The 17,572-nt window shown below is 65.3% G+C and carries 19 protein-coding genes, 1 tRNA gene and 2 riboswitches; of the genes, 7 read left to right on the forward strand and 13 right to left on the reverse strand.

Annotation, left to right across the window (positions count from 1 at the left end):
• Together gap and tkt are read right to left on the reverse strand one after the other, a co-directional pair.
• A complete protein-coding gene (gene gap, locus ACUXST_RS04565; RefSeq protein WP_458388751.1) occupies positions 1-1,008 on the reverse strand; it encodes a type I glyceraldehyde-3-phosphate dehydrogenase in 1,008 nt (335 codons plus the stop codon).
• The gene (gene tkt, locus ACUXST_RS04570; protein ID WP_458388752.1) at positions 1,005-2,993 is read right to left on the reverse strand and encodes a transketolase; all 1,989 of its coding nucleotides are present in this window, start codon (positions 2,991-2,993) and stop codon (positions 1,005-1,007) included. Before tkt ends, gap begins: the two co-directional genes overlap by 4 nt.
• Positions 2,994-3,118: 125 nt before the next feature.
• On the opposite strand from tkt, the gene ACUXST_RS04575 reads away from it, so the two are divergent.
• From ACUXST_RS04575 to ACUXST_RS04600, 6 genes are all read left to right on the forward strand, one after another.
• The gene (locus ACUXST_RS04575; protein WP_458388753.1) at positions 3,119-3,295 is read left to right on the forward strand and encodes a hypothetical protein; all 177 of its coding nucleotides are present in this window, start codon (positions 3,119-3,121) and stop codon (positions 3,293-3,295) included.
• Positions 3,295-3,624, forward strand: coding sequence for a cell division protein ZapA (locus ACUXST_RS04580; RefSeq protein ID WP_458388754.1), 330 nt, complete (start codon positions 3,295-3,297; stop codon positions 3,622-3,624). The genes ACUXST_RS04575 and ACUXST_RS04580 overlap by 1 nt, the downstream gene beginning before the upstream one ends.
• A 153-nt stretch (positions 3,625-3,777) precedes the next feature.
• Positions 3,778-4,413, forward strand: a complete 636-nt coding sequence (locus ACUXST_RS04585; RefSeq protein ID WP_458388755.1) for a 5-formyltetrahydrofolate cyclo-ligase — start codon at positions 3,778-3,780, stop codon at positions 4,411-4,413.
• 159 nt (positions 4,414-4,572) lie between these two features.
• Positions 4,573-5,448, forward strand: a complete 876-nt coding sequence (locus tag ACUXST_RS04590) for an outer membrane protein (RefSeq protein WP_458388756.1) — start codon at positions 4,573-4,575, stop codon at positions 5,446-5,448.
• Between the two features lie 139 nt (positions 5,449-5,587).
• Entirely contained in the window at positions 5,588-5,827 is a 240-nt protein-coding gene (locus ACUXST_RS04595; RefSeq protein ID WP_458388757.1) for a DUF2842 domain-containing protein, read from the forward strand.
• A gap of 35 nt (positions 5,828-5,862) precedes the next feature.
• Positions 5,863-6,975 carry a cell wall hydrolase gene (locus tag ACUXST_RS04600; protein WP_458388758.1) on the forward strand — a complete coding sequence of 371 codons (1,113 nt, stop codon included), beginning with the start codon at positions 5,863-5,865 and terminating at the stop codon, positions 6,973-6,975.
• On the opposite strand, the gene ACUXST_RS04605 is transcribed toward ACUXST_RS04600, so the two are convergent.
• The 4 genes from ACUXST_RS04605 to ACUXST_RS04620 all read right to left on the reverse strand — a co-directional run bounded on the left by ACUXST_RS04605 (position 6,972) and on the right by ACUXST_RS04620 (position 10,160).
• Positions 6,972-7,769, reverse strand: a complete 798-nt coding sequence (locus tag ACUXST_RS04605) for a J domain-containing protein (RefSeq protein WP_458388759.1) — start codon at positions 7,767-7,769, stop codon at positions 6,972-6,974. The genes ACUXST_RS04600 and ACUXST_RS04605 overlap by 4 nt on opposite strands.
• Positions 7,770-7,807: 38 nt before the next feature.
• Positions 7,808-7,884 (reverse strand) — tRNA-Asp (locus ACUXST_RS04610).
• Between the two features lie 20 nt (positions 7,885-7,904).
• Entirely contained in the window at positions 7,905-9,134 is a 1,230-nt protein-coding gene (locus ACUXST_RS04615; RefSeq protein WP_458388760.1) for an AI-2E family transporter, read from the reverse strand.
• 51 nt (positions 9,135-9,185) lie between these two features.
• A complete protein-coding gene (locus ACUXST_RS04620) occupies positions 9,186-10,160 on the reverse strand; it encodes an aspartyl protease family protein (RefSeq protein ID WP_458388761.1) in 975 nt (324 codons plus the stop codon).
• 116 nt (positions 10,161-10,276) lie between these two features.
• On the opposite strand from ACUXST_RS04620, the gene ACUXST_RS04625 reads away from it, so the two are divergent.
• A complete protein-coding gene (locus ACUXST_RS04625) occupies positions 10,277-10,948 on the forward strand; it encodes a PilZ domain-containing protein (RefSeq protein WP_458388762.1) in 672 nt (223 codons plus the stop codon).
• Here the strand turns inward: ACUXST_RS04625 and ACUXST_RS04630 are convergent, their stop codons facing one another.
• From ACUXST_RS04630 to gcvT, 7 genes are read right to left on the reverse strand one after another with little or no spacing between them, the layout of a single operon-like run.
• On the reverse strand, positions 10,949-11,362 hold the full coding sequence (locus ACUXST_RS04630; RefSeq protein WP_458388763.1) for a PilZ domain-containing protein: 414 nt from the start codon (positions 11,360-11,362) through the stop codon (positions 10,949-10,951). It abuts the gene before it with no gap.
• A 35-nt stretch (positions 11,363-11,397) separates the two neighbouring features.
• Complete coding sequence (locus ACUXST_RS04635) at positions 11,398-12,042, reverse strand: DUF938 domain-containing protein (RefSeq protein ID WP_458388764.1); 645 nt, start codon at positions 12,040-12,042, stop codon at positions 11,398-11,400.
• 23 nt (positions 12,043-12,065) lie between these two features.
• A complete protein-coding gene (gcvPB, locus tag ACUXST_RS04640) occupies positions 12,066-13,655 on the reverse strand; it encodes an aminomethyl-transferring glycine dehydrogenase subunit GcvPB (RefSeq protein WP_458388765.1) in 1,590 nt (529 codons plus the stop codon).
• Positions 13,652-15,010: an aminomethyl-transferring glycine dehydrogenase subunit GcvPA gene (gene gcvPA, locus ACUXST_RS04645; protein WP_458388766.1), complete on the reverse strand. Its 1,359-nt coding sequence runs from the start codon at positions 15,008-15,010 to the stop codon at positions 13,652-13,654. The genes gcvPB and gcvPA overlap by 4 nt, the downstream gene beginning before the upstream one ends.
• The gene (locus ACUXST_RS04650; RefSeq protein ID WP_458388767.1) at positions 15,010-15,759 is read right to left on the reverse strand and encodes a class I SAM-dependent methyltransferase; all 750 of its coding nucleotides are present in this window, start codon (positions 15,757-15,759) and stop codon (positions 15,010-15,012) included. The genes gcvPA and ACUXST_RS04650 overlap by 1 nt, the downstream gene beginning before the upstream one ends.
• Complete coding sequence (gene gcvH / locus ACUXST_RS04655; protein ID WP_458388768.1) at positions 15,756-16,127, reverse strand: glycine cleavage system protein GcvH; 372 nt, start codon at positions 16,125-16,127, stop codon at positions 15,756-15,758. The genes ACUXST_RS04650 and gcvH overlap by 4 nt, the downstream gene beginning before the upstream one ends.
• Positions 16,127-17,323: a glycine cleavage system aminomethyltransferase GcvT gene (gcvT, locus tag ACUXST_RS04660; RefSeq protein ID WP_458388769.1), complete on the reverse strand. Its 1,197-nt coding sequence runs from the start codon at positions 17,321-17,323 to the stop codon at positions 16,127-16,129. The genes gcvH and gcvT overlap by 1 nt, the downstream gene beginning before the upstream one ends.
• Positions 17,324-17,385: 62 nt before the next feature.
• Positions 17,386-17,466: riboswitch (glycine riboswitch) on the reverse strand.
• Between the two features lies 1 nt (position 17,467).
• Positions 17,468-17,559: riboswitch (glycine riboswitch) on the reverse strand.
• Positions 17,560-17,572 lie beyond the last annotated feature (13 nt).

The raw sequence follows: 17,572 nt of genomic DNA on the forward strand, positions 1-17,572 counted from the left end.
TCAGCCCAGCTTGCCCATGGCGTGCGCGGTGTCGATCATGCGGTTCGAGAAGCCCCACTCGTTGTCGTACCAGCTGACCACCCGGACCAGCTTGCCCTCGAGGACGGCTGTCTCGAGTCCGTCGACCGTCGAGCTTTGCGGCGTGTGGACGATGTCCGACGAAACCAGCGGATCCTCCGAATAGACGAGGACGCCCCTCAGGCGGTCACTCTCTGCGGCAGCCTTCAGCACCTGGTTCACCTCCTCGCGGCTGGTGTCCCGCTTCGGCGTGAAGGTCAGGTCGACCAGACTTCCGTCCGGAACCGGCACGCGGACGGCGGAGCCGTCGAGCTTGCCCTTGAGCTCGGGGAGAACCTCGCCGACCGCGCGGGCAGCGCCTGTCGTCGTCGGGATGATGTTCATCGCTGCAGCGCGAGCGCGGCGCAGGTCCTTGTGGATCTGATCAAGGATCTTCTGGTCGTTCGTGTAGGCGTGCACGGTCGTCATCAGGCCGCGTTCGATGCCGATCGCATCGTTCAGCACCTTGGCGACCGGCGCGAGGCAGTTGGTCGTGCACGAAGCGTTGGAGACGATGCGGTGCTCGGCGGTGAGCTTGTCGTCGTTCACCCCGTAAACGACGGTGAGGTCGACGCCTTTGGCCGGGGCGGAGATCAGGACCCGCTTGGCCCCAGCCTGGATGTGCTTTTCGCCGCCTTCGCGATCGGTGAAGAAGCCGGTGCATTCGAGCGCGATGTCGACCCCGTTCGCTGAGTGCGGCAGCTTGGCCGGGTCTTTCTCGGCAGTAACATGGATGCGCTTGCCGTCGACGATGATGTCGTTGCCGTCGGTCGTGACTTCACCCGGGAACTTGCCGTGGATGCTGTCGTGCTTGAACAGCCAGGCATTCGCCTTCGCATCGGCAAGGTCGTTGACGGTGACCAGCTCGAGTCCGCAGTCGGGCCGCTCGAGGATTGCGCGGGCGACGAGGCGGCCGATGCGGCCGAAGCCATTGATTGCAACTTTGGTCATTGAATGCCTCTTTGCTTCATGAAGTCCGTGATGCGGCTGACGATCTTGTCGGGGGTCAGTCCGAAATAGTCGTATGCGTCGGGCGCAGGAGCCGAAACGCCGAAGCGGTCGATCCCGATACGAAGCCCGTGCAGGCCGGTGTAGCGCTCCCAGCCGAGCGTCGTTCCCGCCTCGATCGATACGCGCAGGATTTCCCGGTTGCTGACGTCCGGGAGGATGTCCTCGCGATAATCCCAAGGCTGGGCGTCGAACCGCTCGGTGCAAGGCATCGAGACGACGTCCGCGCCGACACCCGAGGCTTCGAGCCGCTCGGCCGTATCCAGAGCAATCTCCACTTCCGACCCGGTCGCGATGAGAATCACTTTGCGCGGGTTACCGGCTGGCTTGAGCCGGTAGGCGCCCCGAGCCGAGAGGTTTTCGGCGGCGGCCGAGGTACGGACTGGCCGCAGGTTCTGACGGGTCAGCGCGAGGACGCTGGGTTGCTCGCTTGAAAGCGCAAGCGCCCAGCATTCGGCGGTCTCGACCGCATCCGCAGGGCGATAGACTTCGAGTTGGGGAATGACCCGTAGGCTTTGCAGGTGCTCGATCGGCTGGTGCGTCGGTCCATCCTCACCGAGCCCGATGGAGTCGTGAGTCATCACGTAAATGACTCGCGCATTCTGGAGTGCGGAAAGACGGATCGCGGGCCGGGCATAGTCGGTGAACACGAGGAACGTGCCGCCGTACGGGATCACGCCGCCGTGCAGTGCCATGCCGTTCATCGCCGTTGCCATGCCGAATTCGCGGATGCCGTAATAGATGTAGCGCCCGGCGTAATTCTGCGCGGTGAGCGGCTCCAGCGCTTTGGTCTTCGTGTTGTTGGAACCGGTGAGGTCTGCAGACCCGCCGATGGTTGCCGGAATAGCCGTGTTGATCGCCTCGAGTGCCATCTCGGACGCCTTGCGCGTGGCAACAGGCTTCAGGTCGGCAAGCAGCTTGTCGAGATAAGGCCGCAGCCAGGCGTCGCTGATCTTGCCATTGAGGCGCGCGAGGAAGTCGGTCTTGCGGCCGCTTGCCTCGAGCCGGTCGCTCCACAGCGCGTGTTCGACCCTGCCCCGCTTGCCGGCTCCGCGCCACGCCGTCAGCACGTCGTCGGGGACAGTGAATTCTTCCGGGTCGAGGCCGAGCTCGGCCCGTGCGGCTTCGACCTCATCCTTGCCCAGAGCGGCGCCGTGGGTTGCGGCGGTGCCCTGCTTGTTCGGGGCGCCATAGCCGATGATCGTGCGGCAGCGGATGAGGCTCGGGCGCGGGTCCGCCGTCGCTTCCGCAATCGCGCGGCTGACATCGGCGGCGTCGAGACCGTCACATTCGACCGTGTGCCACTGCGCCGCCTGGTGGCGGGCAACGACATCCTCGTTCCGCGACAGCTCGGTCGAGCCGTCGATCGTGATGCTGTTGTCGTCCCACAGGACGATCAGTCGACCAAGCTGGAGGTTGCCGGCGAGGCCCACCGCTTCGTGGTTGATACCCTCCATCAGGCAGCCGTCGCCCGCGATCACGAAGGTACGATGGTCCACCAGCTCATCGCCATAGACTGCGTTGAGGTGGCGTTCGGCAATGGCCATCCCGACCGCCATCGCAACGCCCTGCCCCAGCGGACCCGTCGTGACTTCGACGCCCGGAAGCTCGAAATTCTCGGGGTGGCCGGCGGTCGGGGAGCCGAGTTGGCGGAAGCGCCTAATGTCCTCCAGAGTCGGCCGCTCGTAACCGGTGAGGTAGAGCAGGGCATAGATCAGCATCGATCCGTGGCCTGCCGACAGGATGAACCGGTCGCGGTCTGGCCAGTTCGGATCGGCGGCATCGAACTTCAGGTGACGCGTGAACAGCGCGGTTGCGGCGTCGGCCATGCCCATCGGCATGCCGGGATGGCCGCTGTTCGCGGTTTCGACGGCGTCCATCGCGAGGGCCCGGATGGCATTGGCCAGGCGGCGGTCGGTGGGCTGCATCGGGGCTCCGTCGAGGATGCGGCCACGCGCTGGATCGGGCGGGCCGACGACACGGTCCCTTTGGTCGGTGAGCCGTTAGGCGTCAATGCTTGCGGGGCGGCTGCAGATTGCGTTACCGCGATTTCGTGAACGATAAGCCGCTTTCCGCCGCTCTCGACCGCGCCGAGCGGGCGCTGCAACGCATCGAGCGGGCGCTCGACGCGCGCCGGCCTGCTGCGGCGCCGCGCGACGAAGAACTCCGGGCCAAAGTGCGCGAAGTTGTCGAAGAACTCGATGAACTCATCCGCGAGGCCGCCGCCTGATGCCGAGCATGGTCGACCTGACGATCGCCGGGCGCACCTACCAGGTCGCTTGCCGCGACGGCGAAGAAGAGAACCTGCGGTCGGCTGCTCGCCTCGTCGACGGCAAGAGCCGGGAGGCGCTCGCTGGACTGGGAAGCCTGTCGGAAGCCAGGCAGTTCCTGTTTGCGTCGCTGCTTCTTGCCGACCAGCTCATCGAGAAGAAGCCCGAAGCCGCAGCCCCTCCGCCACCCGCACCGGAAGACCCGGCGCTCGCCAACCGGGCAGATGCCCTTGCCGGTCGCCTCGAGTCGATCGCGGAGGCCCTTGAGCGCGAGGCCGCGAATCTCTAGATTGGGGATGACGGGCACTACCCGGTGCGAGCCTTCGGAAAATCCCTGAGGCGATTAAATCCACTTGGGAGCTGACCCTGCTTTGGACCCTGGTCCGGAGCAATCGGCGCCCACCTGACGTTTTGGCGTCAGAGGATTTTAGGGCAAACGGCCATGGTGGTCCCGTCACCTCCCTTCACGCCCGGGCCGCCGGTTCAGCCGGGGCCTGAGATGCAGCAGCAGCCCAAGGACACGCTGCGCAAAGCTGCGCTCGACGCGCGCAAGGCGTTCGTGCGCACGCTTTCGGATGCCGACCGGATTCTCCTTGAGCGGCGCCTCGCGGAGCACCTCACCTCTCTATGTGCCGGCTGCGCCGTCGTAGGCGGTTACGCTCCCATCGGCAGCGAGATCTCACCTTTGATCGCCATGGAGGAAGCGCGAGCGGTCGGCTCGATCGTCGCCTTTCCGGCGTTCGACCATCCGGCCAAGCCATTCCGCTTCCGTGCCGGCGATCCGCTACAGCCGGGGCCGTTCGGCATGATGCAGCCCAAGCTGAACGCGCCCGTCGTCGAGCCCGACCTAATCCTGGTGCCGTTGCTGGCCATCGATTCCCGCGGCACCCGGCTCGGCCGCGGCAAGGGCCATTACGACCGCGCCCTGACCCGCCTGAAAAAGACGGGTGCTCGGCTGGTCGGCATCGGCTGGGCGAACCAACGTGTCACCGGCCTGATCCCAGCGGATGATTGGGACGTGCCGCTGCAGGGCTTCGCGTCGCCGGATGGCATCGAGTGGTTTGCGGAAGTCGCGTAGCGCCGAGTCGAAGACGACTCACGCAACGGCACTTCGCCAATGAAATCGGCCCCACTGCGGCCTTTGGGCAACAGTCGCGAGAGATGCTCACCTTGTGCCCAATGCGGCCTCGTGTACTTCTCTTGTATGCAGTTCCTGCTGCAAACGGGGAGGAAAACCATGCGCAAATTGACCATTGCGGCCGCAATCGCTTCCACTTTCATCGCGACTTCGGCAAATGCCCGCGACGGATCGGCCTACATTGGAATCGACCTGGGGGTTGTGAAGCCGCAGATGTTGCAGCTTCGCTACACCAACGCAACGACCTCATCGAGTCGGGCCCTTCGGCTTACGCACAAGTACGGCCTGGAAGGCGATTTCGTCGCCGGATACGATTTCGGCATGCTTCGTCTCGAAGCGGAGGCAGCCCTCAAGCGGGCCTCGCTGAAAAGCGCCACGATCAACATTTCCGCTGCTGAAGCGGTTGGTAACGCCAACCTGACCGGACGCGCTGATGCAGGCGGTCGCAGCACTGTCGGCTCGGGCATGATGAACGTCCTGCTGGACGTCGGCGGACCGGGCGTGACTGGCTCATTCGGCGTTGGGGGCGGCTATGCCCGCGTCAAGTACAACACCGAGCTGACGCCCACGAGCGCACTCGCCTTCCGCGACGAAGACAATGCATTCGCCTGGCAGGCACTCGTCGAGGTTCGTGCGCCGCTTAGCCCGAGCATCGATTTCGGCCTGAAATACAAGTACTTCCAGACCTCGCGCCTGGATTTCGGTCGGTTTTGCCAGACGACGTGCGGAGCGACGCCTTCCTACACGCTGATGGGCAAGTACAAGTCCAACAGCCTGCTCGCCAGTCTGGTCTTCAACCTCGGCACTGCGGTGGTCCCGCCGCCGCCGCCTCCTCCGCCGCCGCCTCCTCCGCCACCGCCGGCTCCTGCGACGCAAACCTGCCCCGACGGCTCGGTGATCATGGCGACGGATCCGTGCCCTGCGCCGCCACCGCCTCCTCCGCCGCCAACGCCGGCACCGGAGCGCGGCCAGTAAACACCGGCCTGAGGCTCGAACAACCTGACCTATAAGAACGCCCCCGGATGAGATCCTCATCCGGGGGTTTTCGTGTGACGATTGCTCGAAGCTGACGTCTCGTGCTGACAGCGGACAGCCAAGCGCCTAGGCCGCAGGGGTGGCCTCCCCGCCTCCTTCCAGCCGCTCGCTCGCAGGCGTCGCGATCATTCTTCTGCTCATCGCGGTTTGGGCGGTACTCGTCGCAAGCGTTTCGCCGACCGTAGGAGGCTGGCCTATCTTGGTTCAGGCGCTGTTCTACGTTGTCATGGGAATAGTCTGGATTATACCGTTGAAACCGTTGGTGAGATGGGTCGTCACCGGGCGTGTTCGCAGGGCCGATCCAGCCCCCCGAGATTGAACCGGGCGTATTATTTCACTATATCACACAGGGAAATGCCGAAAGCAGCGACTCTTGTCCAACCCCTCACGGGGCTGAAATTCCGCTTGGCGAATGCCTGGCGAGTCTACCCGCGCGAGACGCTCGGGTTCGGACTGCTTGCCATGGCCGCGGCCGTCGCGATCGGCGGCGCCGCACAGTCCACACCTGAGCTTCCGGGTCGCAGCGCAGCACATCCGGAGGCACAGCTTCCCGCGGCGCCGCCGCTGCTGGTGCGCCAGCTCGCACCGGACCAAGCGCTCAAGGTCAATGCCGACATTCCGGTCGACAACGGCCCCAACCCTGCGGCCGCGGCCTTCGCGTTCAAGGGCAATGCCGCCGCGAAGACGCAGGCCCTCTCCTGCCTTGCGAGCGCGGTCTATTATGAAGCGGGCAGTCAGGATGATGACGGCGAGCGCGCCGTGGCACAGGTGGTGCTTAACCGCGTTCGTCACCCCGCTTTTCCCTCCAGCGTTTGCGCAGTTGTCTACGAGGGCTCGACCCGCCCGACGGGTTGCCAGTTCACCTTCACCTGCGACGGGTCGCTGTATCGCCGGCCGGACGCGGCTGGCTGGCGGCGTGCTTATTTGATTGCCGAGCAGGCGCTGGATGGCGCCGTCTTCGCACCGGTCGGCTGGGCAACACACTATCACGCGAATTACGTGGTGCCTTACTGGGCTTCGACGCTGACCAAGAATGCCGTCGTCGGCGCCCACATCTTCTACCGGTGGGCCGGCACTTGGGGCAGTCCGGCAGCGTTCAACGAGCGCTATGCAGGGCGTGAGCCCAATGCGGTGGCGTTGCGCGATGCTGCAGTAGCGGCAGCTGCAAGCAATGCCGCAGCGCGTGGTCAAAGCAGCACGGTGGTGAATGCCGTCGCGGAGATCCCAGGCGCGGAAGCGATCCAGCTCGAACCTTCCATGCGCGGCGACAAGAAGGTCGCCGTTCGCTTCAACCTTGTCGGCCACAAAGCGGCCGAGGAGGCGCCGCACGAGGACTATACGAAGAAGTTCGAGGCGACCGACAATCTGAAGTGGGCACTCTCCAGCGAAGTTGCTGCAAAGGACGAGAAGCCGCTGGGGTCCACCGCCGCCCCCGGTGCAGCGAGCACAAGCCCGGTCAAGCCCTAGTCCTCGAGATTGTTCGTTGCCGCCACGGGTGCTGGCGGTTCCGGCGGCGTTAGGGCCAGTTCAACCTCGAGCCTGATGCGATCGAGCCGTCCGTCGATCGCCAGATAATCGTCCGAAAGCGGGCTGGCGCCGCTCATCTCCCTGCCCGTCAGCGCGACCTGCCCGAACGGCCCGTCATCATGAAGCGGATCGCGATCCTGCAGCTGCACGACGGCATCGTCGAATGCCGCACAGCGGTCGAGCTGGGCGAGGGACGGGCGAGCGCGAAGCAAGGCATGGCACTTGCGGCTTTCCTCTGCCAGCGGCGCCTCGTCCTTCGTCCGCACGAGACGGGCCGCGGCGGCAACCGCCTGCTGGATCGCAGCATCGTTCAGCGGCTCACTCATCGGGTCCGTCGCACGGACGACAGGACGTCGCAAAGGGTGGATCACAGCCACGGGCGACGCACGCATGCGGTAACCATCCACCAGGTTGGCGGCGGGAACTGCCAGCAGCGCCAGGAGACCAGCGCAAACGGTCACTCCCACCGCAGCCGCAAACCAGCGGTGGTCACGCCGCGGGTAGTCAAGGAGTGGCTCGGGCCCGCGCCAGGTGTCGCCTTCTTCCGCCGGCAAGGACCGCGCTTGGCGCAGCTCACGATAAGCTCGGTTGATCTCCGCCGCGCGGCCGGAGTCGCCACCGGGCCGGTCCGGGTGGTGAGCCTTGATGAGAATCTTGTACGCGCGCTCGACCGAGTTCCAGTCGGCACCCGGCTTGAGGCCCAGGACGGCATAGGCGGACGCGTCTGCGGCCATTGCCTAGCGTCTAGTCCACTTCTTCATGTTGCGAATAGTGGCGCGAGTGACGGGACTCGAACCCGCGACCTCCGGCGTGACAGGCCGGCGCTCTAACCAACTGAGCTACACCCGCGTTTTTGGCGTGGGCGGCAACTAGGAAACGGGCTTGGGGGTGTCAACCATGGCGGGCTCCATTTCCTGCCTGGCGTCCTCCTCCTCTTCGTCCGGGTCGCCGACGTGGGTGAGCGTGCCATGTTCGAAGAGAAAGCCGGCGATGTCCGGCGTGCCCGCTGCCGAGAAGATGGTCTTCATGATGATGAGAAGCGGAACCGCGAGCAGAGCTCCCGTCGTGCCCCAGACCCAGGCCCAGAAGGAAAGGGAGATAAGGATCGACAGCGGGCTGATCGTGAGGCGATGACCGACCACCATAGGCGTGAAGAAATTTGCTTCCACGAGATGGAAGCAGATGAACGCCGCCGGCGGCATCAACGCGCCCCACACGTCCGGATAGGTCATCAGACCGCCGAGCAGCAGAAGCAGGGCGCAAACGATCGGCCCCAGGTAAGGGATGTAGTTCGCGACGGCGACGATGCCGCCCCACATGATCGGCGAAGGCATGCCGAGCAGCCACAGCACCGCTGCCGTGAGCGCACCGAGCCCGACGTTGATGAGCGTGATCGTGCCGAGGTAGGTCGAGGTCGCGTCGACGACCTGCTGGATCACCCGGGCCGTGGTGAGCGCACCCTCGAAGCTGCCGCGGCTGACGATGGTTTTCTTCCGCATGGCAGTCCAGCCGGCGAGGAAGAAAAAGATCACCAACAGCGCGAAGAACAGCTGGATGAGCAGATGCGGGGCAGAGCTGGTGAGAAGGCCGAGCATCGAGTGCGGAGTCTCGACCGCAACTGTGTGGGTCGCCGGCGTCGGCGCGATCGCAATCTGCGCCGTGGTCCGGTCGATGAACTTGTCCAGGTGCTTGTAGAGCTGAATCACCGGCTCGAGCGCCTGCCGAACCTTGGGAATGCGCGCTGGCACCTGCGCAACCCAGTCTGTCGCCGGGATCAGGATCGACCCGATCGCGAACAGGGCCATCAGCAGGAAGACGATCACGCACAGACCGGCAGACGCCTTGGACGGGATGCCGCGCCGTTCAAACCACTCGAGTAGCGGCACCAGAGCGATCGCCACCACGAGTGCCGCCGAGACAGGCATGAAGAACTCTGCGCCTTCGCGAAGCGCGAACGGGATCGCTACAACCAGGCCGATGCCGGCGATCAGCGTCAGCGACGCGAGCAGCCGGTCCCGCTTGGCGGAGATCGATTCGGCGAGGACGAGCGCCTCTTCCTCCGTTTCGACCACCTCGTGCTTCTTAGTGCGCGCGTCCATGCCCTCTGCATATCCGCGCCGCTCTCCCGCCGCTAGACGCCTCGGCTTACCTCAGCTCCGCCAGGCAAGCTGGACCAGCAGAGCGCTATGCTCGGGAACGACGACACGCAGTTTCTGCGCAGCGAAGTCGATCGACACTTTGCGGAATGCGCGCATTGCATCCATTCCCAGCAGTACGGCTGGTTTTCGATCGAGCTTCAGTTGCGAGAAGATGTGCGCGGTGGCGAATACGACGTCGAGGTTCTCCAAAGTCGCTCCGCCGATCGCGAGTTGGTCGACCGACGCACTCTCACCCCAGAGTATCTGACCGGTCACCGCCTGGAGCTCCACCGGTCGGAAAGCGCTGCCGCGGCCGTGCTTGAACAAGGCCGCCCGCAGTGCATCGTTGCCGATGGTCACTTCCGAACCCGTGTCGAGAACGACGGTCACCGGGATGCCATTGACGTTGGCTTCCGTGATGACGAGGCGACCGTTCTTGCGATGGCCCTCGATAACAATCGTGTCCTGATCGTCGCGCGAGTCCGAAACCGAGGGCACAACCGACATAGTCTGCGCCCGAAAATCGAGAACGATCCGTTGGGAGCGGAGCGCGTCCACCCCAAGGATGCCGTCAGCTCCTATGTTCGCACCGTGAAGTACCGGCGCCACAATGTTGCGCACGACCTTGCGCGTGAGCTGCAGCGTCGGGACCGTTGCCGTTGCGACCGGCGAGACCCCCGCGATGCTGTGCAACGGGGCCGATCCGGCGGACGCGAAGTTCAGTCTCGCCGCCAGTTCGCTCGAAACCACCGTCCGATCAGCGCCGGTGTCAACGACAAACCGGTAGGGTCCCGTGCCCCCGACCATCACACCTACCGTCATCCGCAATGCCGGATCGGACGCGAACCGAACGTCCTCGGTCTGGCTGGCGCGGTCTATCGGAACTGCGAGGGGCGCCGTCGGCATCAGTGAATCCACGGTCTGCGATCTGACCGGCGCGTGGATCAGGATCGCTGCAAAACCGATGATCGACAACACGTGAGGCATTGGGCAGGCCTCCTCTGACCGGAGGATACACCTGTCCGTTTCGGATGACAAACAGCTCTTTGGGCAACGAACTGGTAAGGCTCTTCGCGCATAGTCGTGCGCAGTGGGGACGTGCCGTGAACACGGCAATCACGCCATTGGAGCTTCACTTGGACGAACAGCCGATCGAGACGACTGTGTTTTCGCTTGGAGAAGGCACTCCTGCAGCGCCCGACCGGCGAACGGGCGAGCGCCACCTGAGCCTGCTTCGCGTCGGGTCGATCACAATCGGCGAACGGCGCGAGCTTTGCCTCATCAAGAACATCTCGGCGGGTGGGATGCTGATCCGGGCCTATTGCGAGGTGCCTGCCGGTCGCGCGGTGACCGTCGAACTCAAGCAGGGTGAGCCCGTCACCGGCGTAGCCCGCTGGGTGCGCGACGGGTTCGTCGGCGTCGAGTTCGAGCAGCCGATCGACGTCCTCGACCTGCTGTCGCTCTCCGTGGAAGGACCTCGGCCGCGGATGCCGCGTGTCGAGATCGGATGCACCGGCTGGATCCGCGAAGGCGCCGTGACGCACCGCTGCAGGGCCGTGAACATCTCTCAGGGTGGCATCAAGGTTGCCAGTCGGGCGGCGATCGGCGTCGGCGCGGAGGTGACGGTCAGCCTGTTCGGTCTTCAGCCGTGCAGCGGGAAAGTCCGTTGGCGCGAGGAGGATTGCTACGGGATCATATTCGATCGCGTGCTGCCGCTGCCGGCACTGGTGTCATGGCTTCAGGACGAGCGTGCCCGGTTGCGGGCCGCGGGGTGATCACTCGCCGGGCCGGGACACCGGGCCGGTCGCCATCCACAGCTCAATCGACTTGCGCTCTTCACGCGTAAGCGGGCGCGAGGCGAGGCCGGGCCGCCGATGATCGACCTTGACCGCAGGACGAGGAGCCGGAACGTGCCTCAGCACATCCTCCGGCTTTAGTGGCTTGTCGAAAGCGACGCCGGCATAGCGTCCCTGGACCCAGGCGATGCGCCCCGGCACGCGCAGCTCCTTGCGTTCGAACAAGGTCGTTGCGCCTTCTTCGGGAAGAACATCGCCCTCTACGAGCACGCCGTCTTCGGAGAGGTTGCGAAGCTTTACGGTCTCCGCCCCGCCCGCGACTTCAATCGTCGCAAGCAGAAATACCGGCGAACGGCGCGAACGCCGATTGTGCGTCATGCTGCTCTCGTCCATGCGCCTTACCTACCCGCGCGAGGGTAAAGCTTCATTTAACACCCCGCGGCAGTGCGCCGGAAAAGCAGCATCAAATTGTTCGCCGGCATTTCGCGAATAGATGCGATCTCGAACCATGGCTCTGCCGCATCGGCAAAGTCCTGCACGAGACGGAGGCCCCACGCGGCGTCGCGGCGACGCAGATCGGCGTCGAAGGCCCGGTTGGACGGTGCGGCCTCTACTCCCGACTGGAGCCATGGCCCGTAGAGGATGAGTGGAGCGCCGGCAGAGAGGAGCCGGGAAGCGCCCCCGATCAGGCCGAGAGCCGACTGCCACGGACTGATATGCACCATGTTGATGCTGAGCACGGCATCCGCGCTTCGGATGCACCAGTCGGAGGCTGCCGCGTCGATTCGCACGGGTGGGCGAACATTCGTGAGGCCGGACAACGATCGCCACGCTCCGATGGAGGCAAGCGCATCGGGGTGGACGTCGCTCGGCTGCCACTCAAGACTTGGAAAGGTCTCGGCGAAGTGAATGACGTGCTCGCCGCTGCCGCTCGCGATTTCGAGCACCAGGCCCGAGCTCGGCAACCACTCGCGCAGGACCTGCCCGATGTGCTCGCGATTGCGGAGTGCCGCCGGAGCCGAGCGCCGCTCGCCCGCACTGGGAACCTCGTAGAAGCGCCGCTCATCGGCCATCGCGCCCCCTCTCCCCTCGTTACCTATTCGGCGGCTTGGGCCGGCTCCGGATCCTTGTAGGTCAGCACCGGCTTCCTCGCTGCCAGAGTCTCGTCGAGGCGGCGACGAGGGGCGTGCACCGGCGCTGCCTTGAGACTTTGGTCGCCGCCCTTCGCGCGCTCCGCGATCGAGCGCACCGCCATGATGAATTCGTCAAGGCTGCGCTTCGACTCCGTCTCGGTCGGCTCGACCAGCATGGCGCCGTGAACAACCAGCGGGAAATACATGGTCATCGGGTGGAAGCCCTCGTCAATCAAAGCCTTGGCGAGATCGATCGTGCTGGTGCCGCCCTCGAAGCCGCGGTCCGAGAAGATCGCCTCGTGCATGCACGGCCCACTCCTGGCGAACGGCGCGTCGAGCACGCCTTCGAGGCTGCGGAGGATGTAATTGGCGTTCAGCACTGCATCTTCGGCGACCTGCTTCAGGCCGTCGGCGCCGTGGCTCAGGATGTAGGCGAGCGCACGGGTGAACATGCCCATCTGACCGTGGAAGGCGACCATACGACCGAAGCTCTGCAGCTTGCGGCCGAAGTGGGCTTCCGCGAAGGTGTCGGAATCCTCTTCCTCGACGAGGTGCACGACGCCGTCCTTGGTCCGCGCGGTGTAGGGCAGCGGGGCAAAGGCGCTCAGCGCTTCGGAAAGCACCACCGGCCCGGAACCCGGACCGCCGCCGCCATGCGGGGTCGAGAAGGTCTTGTGCAGGTTGATGTGCATCGCGTCGATGCCGAGGTCACCCGGGCGCACCTTGCCGACGATGGCGTTGAAATTGGCGCCATCGCAATAGACGAATGCGCCCGCGGCGTGCACCGCGTCGCTGATCGCCTTCATCTGCGGCTCGAACAGGCCGCACGTGTTCGGGTTGGTGATCATCACCGCGGCAACGTCGGGTCCGAGCCGGCTCTTCAGCGCTTCGAGGTCGACGCGGCCTTCGCTGGTCGCCGGGATATTCTCGACACGATAGCCGGCGAAGGCCGCCGTGGCCGGGTTGGTCCCGTGAGCGCTTTCTGGAACGAGGATCACTTCCCGAGCATCGCCGCGCGCTTCCAGCGCTGCACGAATGCAGAGGATTCCGCACAGCTCACCGTGAGCGCCGGCCTTGGGGCTCATCGCGACGCCATGCATGCCGGTGAGGTCGAGGAGCCAGAAGGCCAGCTCATTGATGACTTCGAGGGCCCCCTGGATCGTTTCGCGCGGCTGCAGCGGGTGAACGTCGGCGAAGCCGGGCAGTCGCGCGACCTTCTCGTTGAGACGCGGGTTGTGCTTCATGGTGCACGAGCCGAGCGGGAACAGGCCAAGGTCGATTGCGTAATTCTGCCGGGACAGCCGGGTGTAATGGCGCACGGTCTCCGGCTCCGACAGGCCGGGGATACCGATGGAGCGGTTCCGTTCCAGCCCAGCCAACCGCAAACTGCCCACGTCCGTGTCGGCAAGGTCGACGCCGGTCTGCTCGGTCGAGCCGATCTCGAACAGCAGCGGCTCCTCGAGCATTAGCGCGCGATTGCCGGTTACCGTGCTGGCCTCGCCTTGTTCATCGACGGGCGCGGAGGGCCGCCAGCCAGACGGATTGACGGTCATTGCACCACCTCCTTCAGCGCCGCTTCCAGCGCGCTGATGTCCTCGTCCGTGACGACTTCGGTGACTGCGACGACCAGGCCGTTCTGCAACTCCTCCACGCCTGGATAGAGCCGCCCCAACGACACACCGCCGAGCACGTTGCGCTCGACAAGCGCGTGGACGGCCGGACGGGCCTCCACCGGCAGCCGCAGCGTGAATTCATTGAAGAAGCTGTCGTTGACCAGCTCGACGCCTGGGATCGCGGACAACCGGTCGGCAACCTCGCACGCGCGCGCGTGGTTCAAGGACGCGAGCTGCCGCAGCCCCTTTTCGCCGAGCAGCGTCAGGTGAACCGTGAAGGCGAGCGCGCACAGCACCGAGCTGGTGCAAATGTTCGAGGTCGCCTTCTCGCGGCGGATGTGCTGCTCACGCGTGGAGAGCGTCAGGACGAAACCGCGCTTGCCCTCGGCATCCACGGTCTCGCCGGCGAGCCGGCCCGGCATCTGCCGCACGTGCTTCTCGCGGCAGGCGAACAATCCGACGTACGGCCCACCAAATTGCAGGCCGACACCGATGGCCTGGCCTTCACCGACAACGATGTCCGCACCCATCTCGCCCGGCGAGCGGATCAGGCCGAGTGCAACGGGCTCCGTTACGACAGCGATCAGCAAGGCGCCGGCGGCGTGGGCTGCTTCGGCGATGGGCGTCAGGTCGGTTACCCGTCCGAGGATGTCAGGGTACTGCACGACCACGGCACCGGTTTCGCCGTCGATCTTGCCGAGGAGGCGCTCGACGTCGGTCTCGGCGCTCAGCTCCGGCAGCGCGGTGTCGAGCGCATCGCCGGTGAACTTCGCCATGGTGGTAGCGACGCCGACATAGTGCGGGTGCACGCCTGACGAGACCACGGTCTTGTTCCGCCGCGTGATGCGGTGGGCCATCAGAATGGCTTCCCACATGGAGGTCGAACCGTCGTACATCGACGCGTTCGCGACCTCGCAGCCGTACAGGCGAGCGACCTGCGTCTGGAACTCGAACATCATCTGCAGCGTGCCCTGCGCAATCTCAGGCTGATAAGGCGTGTAGCTGGTCAGATACTCGCCGCGCTGGATGATGTGGTCGACGCTTGCTGGAACGTGGTGCTTGTAGGCGCCGCACCCAAGGAAGAACGGCACGTCCCCTGCGACCATGTTTTTGCGTGAAAGAGCCGACATGTGCCGCTCGACAGCCAGTTCAGAGGCATGCATTGGCAAGCCTTCGATCGGATGCTTGAGCCGAAGCTCCTCGGGCACGTCGCTGAACAGCTCGTCAACGGAGTCGGCGCCGATCACACGCAGCATCTCGCTGCGATCGGCATCGCTCAGCGGCAGGTAACGCATCAGTTGGGCTTTCTCATGATGAAGCGGAGACGGACGTAGTCAGCCATGTCGGAGCCGACGCGGTCGGCGACGGCGGCGCCGATCTGAGAACGTTCCTCGTCGGGAACGCCCGCCCGGTCGAGCCAGCCGCGCCGGAAGGTCGTCACCCATTGTGCGATGCCATGTTCGATCGGTGTGGGACGCTCGATCAAACGAGCATCGATCTGTTCGAAGCCGGGGGCTTCGTAGACTGCGGCGAACTCGTCGGGGGAAGCGTACCAGTTCGCGGCTTCGGAGGGCGGCAGGTAGCCGCGGATGATCAGTTCCTCATCGAGGGCCTCGCGCAGGCTCGCAATGTTCCCCTCGCCGCCCATTTCGCCGGCAAAGCGGGCGCCCGGCTTGAGCGCTCGGAAGATGGCGCGCGCGGCCTGTTCCTTCTCCAGCACCCAATGCAGCGTCGCATTCGAGAACGCGGCGTCGAACTCGCCCGCAAAGGTCATGTCGGCGACATCGAGCTGGACGGCGTCGATGCCGTTGGCACGCGCGGCAGCGATCATCTCCGGCGAGTTGTCGATGCCGAGCACCGTTGCGCCTCGCTCGACGATCTTGCGGGTCAGAGTTCCCTCGCCGCAGCCGACATCGAGGATTCGCTCACCGGGCTGGGAATCGAGCAGGTCGAGCGCGGCTCCGCCGAGTTCGGCGACGAAGCCGCCGACGCGCGCGTAATCGGCCGCGTTCCAACTGCTGGTCGAGGCGACGCGTTGGCTCAAAGGGTTTTGATCCACTCGCGGTACGCACCCTCGTCCATCAGACCGTCGAGCTCGCCCGGATTGTCGAGCCGGATCTTGAAGAACCAGCCCTCGCCTTCCGGATCGCTGTTCACGACGCTGGGATCGTCCGCGAGCGCCTGGTTCCCCTCCACAACCTCTCCGGACACGGGCGCGTAGACATCGGACGCCGCTTTGACGGACTCGACGACAGCGGCTTCCTGGCCCTTGGTGACGCGGCGGCCGGCTTCCGGCACTTCGGCGAACACGATGTCGCCGAGCGCCTCCTGGGCATGGCTGGAAATGCCGATCGTCGCGGTGTCGCCTTCGACCCGGATCCATTCGTGCTCACGCGTGAAATGCAGACTCATCAGGCGGCTCCCTTGCGGTGATAACGGTGGGGGACGAACGGCATCGTGGCGACGCGACCGTCGAACAGCTTGCTGCGCTGCTCTAGCTTCAGCGCCGTCCCCGGTTCGGCGAGGTGGCTCGCGACGTAGCCCATCGCGATGGGGCGTTGGAGGCTCGGCGAAAAGCCGCCGCTGGTGATGCGCCCGACCTGGTCGCCTTCATCGTCGAGGATCAGCGCTCCTTCGCGGACCGGCTGACGTCCGTCGATTTCGAGGCCGATGCGCTTCTGCGGCGCGCCCTTTTCCAGCTCGGCGAGAATACGCATGTCGCCCGGAAAGCCACCCTCGCCGCGCCGGCGCTTGTTGATGGCAAAGGTGAGGCCGGCCATTACCGGCGTCGTCTCTTCGTCGAGATCGTGCCCGTACAACGGCAGGCCAGCTTCCAACCGGAGCGAGTCTCGCGCGCCGAGCCCGATCGGCCGGACGAGCTCGCTTGCGGCTATGGCATCGGCAAGCTCTGCGGCAGCGATGGCGGGCACCGAAATCTCGAAACCGTCCTCGCCGGTGTAGCCGGAGCGGCTGATCCACAGCGGCTGGCCGAGAGCGCGGAAGGGCGCAGCTTCCATGAAGCCGAGTTGCGAGACGCCCGGCACAATCACTTCGAGCACTTCGGCAGCGCGCGGGCCCTGAAGTGCGAGCAGCGCCTGCTCCTTCATGTAGTCGATGACCAGGCTGGGAAGCTTCTGCTCCAGATAGGCGATGTCGCCCTGCTTCGTCGCTCCGTTGACGACCACGTAGAAGTCGTCGCCGCGGCGGGTCGCCATCAGGTCGTCGACGATGCCGCCGTTCGCGGCGAGTAGCAGCGAATATTTGGGTTTCATGTCCTTGGCCGACCGAAGATCCGCCGGGAGGACACTCTCAAGGGCGATATCGGCGTCGCGGCCGTGGATTAGCAACTGGCCCATGTGGCTGACGTCGAACAGGCCGGCGTTCTCGCGCGTCCAGTTGTGCTCGGCCATGATGCCTTCGTACTGCACGGGCATCTCATAGCCGGCGAAAGGCACCATGCGGGCGCCGCGCGAGCGGTGCCAGTCGTCTAATGGAAGCCGGTTGAGCGTCTCGGGCTCGGTGCCCTCGCCCCCATTGGGATCGCCGCTGAAGGGCGTGCCCCTCGCCTGCGTGTCATCGGTGGGGCCGTTGTGGACTTCCCTGCTCATTCCTGGCGCTCCGGCATAGGGTGCGACTGCCAACGCTCGCCCGAGCGCTTCGACTGCCGCCCCCGTCTGTCTCTAGCGCCTGAGAGCTTTGCCCCTTCGGCGGCCTGCGTCACCCGAGAGCGGCGCCGGCACTTTCCAGACTGTCAGGCACGCACGGTCCATGTTGCCTGAGAGTTTCCGGGGGCGGTTGCTCCTTCGGCGCTGCAGTTGGCTGCAGTCTCTCCCGTGCGGCCTTTCCGGAAGGGTTAG

It is taken from the genome of Sphingomonas sp. F9_3S_D5_B_2 (genome assembly GCF_054263715.1).

What these genes read in the sequence shown, in the direction of transcription:
- gap (WP_458388751.1), bottom strand. Translation starts at nt 1,008, where the DNA reads ATGACCAAAGTTGCAATCAATGGCTTCGGCCGCATCGGCCGCCTCGTC.
- tkt (WP_458388752.1), bottom strand. Translation starts at nt 2,993, where the DNA reads ATGCAGCCCACCGACCGCCGCCTGGCCAATGCCATCCGGGCCCTCGCG.
- ACUXST_RS04580 (WP_458388754.1), top strand. Translation starts at nt 3,295, where the DNA reads ATGCCGAGCATGGTCGACCTGACGATCGCCGGGCGCACCTACCAGGTC.
- ACUXST_RS04585 (WP_458388755.1), top strand. Translation starts at nt 3,778, where the DNA reads ATGGTGGTCCCGTCACCTCCCTTCACGCCCGGGCCGCCGGTTCAGCCG.
- ACUXST_RS04590 (WP_458388756.1), top strand. Translation starts at nt 4,573, where the DNA reads ATGCGCAAATTGACCATTGCGGCCGCAATCGCTTCCACTTTCATCGCG.
- ACUXST_RS04600 (WP_458388758.1), top strand. Translation starts at nt 5,863, where the DNA reads ATGCCGAAAGCAGCGACTCTTGTCCAACCCCTCACGGGGCTGAAATTC.
- ACUXST_RS04605 (WP_458388759.1), bottom strand. Translation starts at nt 7,769, where the DNA reads ATGGCCGCAGACGCGTCCGCCTATGCCGTCCTGGGCCTCAAGCCGGGT.
- ACUXST_RS04615 (WP_458388760.1), bottom strand. Translation starts at nt 9,134, where the DNA reads ATGGACGCGCGCACTAAGAAGCACGAGGTGGTCGAAACGGAGGAAGAG.
- ACUXST_RS04620 (WP_458388761.1), bottom strand. Translation starts at nt 10,160, where the DNA reads ATGCCTCACGTGTTGTCGATCATCGGTTTTGCAGCGATCCTGATCCAC.
- ACUXST_RS04630 (WP_458388763.1), bottom strand. Translation starts at nt 11,362, where the DNA reads ATGGACGAGAGCAGCATGACGCACAATCGGCGTTCGCGCCGTTCGCCG.
- ACUXST_RS04635 (WP_458388764.1), bottom strand. Translation starts at nt 12,042, where the DNA reads ATGGCCGATGAGCGGCGCTTCTACGAGGTTCCCAGTGCGGGCGAGCGG.
- gcvPB (WP_458388765.1), bottom strand. Translation starts at nt 13,655, where the DNA reads ATGACCGTCAATCCGTCTGGCTGGCGGCCCTCCGCGCCCGTCGATGAA.
- gcvPA (WP_458388766.1), bottom strand. Translation starts at nt 15,010, where the DNA reads ATGCGTTACCTGCCGCTGAGCGATGCCGATCGCAGCGAGATGCTGCGT.
- gcvH (WP_458388768.1), bottom strand. Translation starts at nt 16,127, where the DNA reads ATGAGTCTGCATTTCACGCGTGAGCACGAATGGATCCGGGTCGAAGGC.
- gcvT (WP_458388769.1), bottom strand. Translation starts at nt 17,323, where the DNA reads ATGAGCAGGGAAGTCCACAACGGCCCCACCGATGACACGCAGGCGAGG.